1 protein-coding gene and 1 pseudogene are annotated in these 1,184 nt (G+C 46.5%); one reads left to right on the top strand and one right to left on the bottom strand.

What is annotated here, in order from left to right:
• Positions 1-586, top strand: a 586-nt coding sequence (locus FJM67_RS17345; RefSeq protein ID WP_140591945.1) for an IS5 family transposase, incomplete at its 5' end; no start/stop codon positions are given.
• A 381-nt stretch (positions 587-967) separates the two neighbouring features.
• On the opposite strand, the pseudogene FJM67_RS17715 reads toward FJM67_RS17345, so the two are convergent.
• Positions 968-1,184: pseudogene (locus FJM67_RS17715) on the bottom strand (IS110 family transposase); the annotation flags it as partial.

A 1,184-nucleotide genomic window follows, 5' to 3' on the forward strand; every position in this document is an offset into this window, starting at 1 on the left:
TGACTCCGGTATCTACTTTAAAGAAGGGACTATCGTGGATGCAACGATCATTGAGGCTGCAAGCTCCACCAAAAATAAATCCAATGCACGCGAACCCGAGATGCACCAAACGCAAAAAGGTAAGCAGTGGTTCTTTGGCATGAAAGCTCACATTGGCGTTGATGCAAAGCGTGGGTTGGTACACAGCTTCACCACGACGCCTGCTAATGATCACGATTTAAACCAGTTGACGGAACTTCTTCATGGTAATGAGTCATTTGTCTCGGCGGACTCGGGCTACCGTGGTGTAGAACAGCGCACAGAAACAAAAGATAAGAATGTCGATTGGTTAGTCGCAGAGATGCCTAGCAAGATACGTGCTTGGAAAAAGCACCCTCACCTCAACAAGCAGCTGATCCGAACGGAATACTTAAAGGCGAGTATCAGGGCGAAAGTCGAGCATCCGTTTAGAATATTGAATTGTCAGTTTGGGTTTCGCAAAGTCGTCTATAAAGGACTGTCTAAAAATGACAACAAGCTTGCGGTGCTGTTTGCGCTAGGGAATTTGTTACGAGTAGATCAGATGATACGTTCTGCACGGGGTTAATCCGTCCAAATAACGGATTCTTAGCTGCTCAGAGCAGAGTAATGGCAGAAAACTGCGTCTAATTGCCACAATTGACGAATTGCTATCGAGCGGAACAAGTCAGACCAGAATTGTCTGACTTGTCCGTAGTATTGTATGGACTCCCCCGTTATTGCAAGAGTAAATCGTCGACATTACTAGGTTTGACTGCACGCTTGTATCCGGTCTCTTTATGACCCCATTTATTGGTTCGGACCCTGATGGTATCCGCCCGTCAGTTCCTCATTTCCTTACCGGTCTCTAAGACCCACTACGAACTCAGGTTTTACTGACGTCGGTTCAACCAGTTATGCCATCAAATCAACTCTCGCAATTCTGCTCCTAACCCTTTATCTTTAAAACTTAGGCTGCTGGTGCCAATTGATAGTTGGTGCCTTTCGATATCATTGACCAAATGATTCTTGCATGTTTTGCCGCTAATGCTACCGCTGCTTTATTCACACCCCTGCGCTCTATCAGGGACTTAACCCATCGACTCTTCGCGTCGTCACGTCGCTCTAAAAATCGGATCACGGCACGAGCTCCGTGGATCAGAAGCGTTCGAATATAAGTGTCTCCG

The organism is Maribrevibacterium harenarium, assembly GCF_006385675.1.
GTDB classification, from domain to species: Bacteria; Pseudomonadota; Gammaproteobacteria; order Pseudomonadales; family Marinomonadaceae; genus Marinomonas; species Marinomonas harenarium.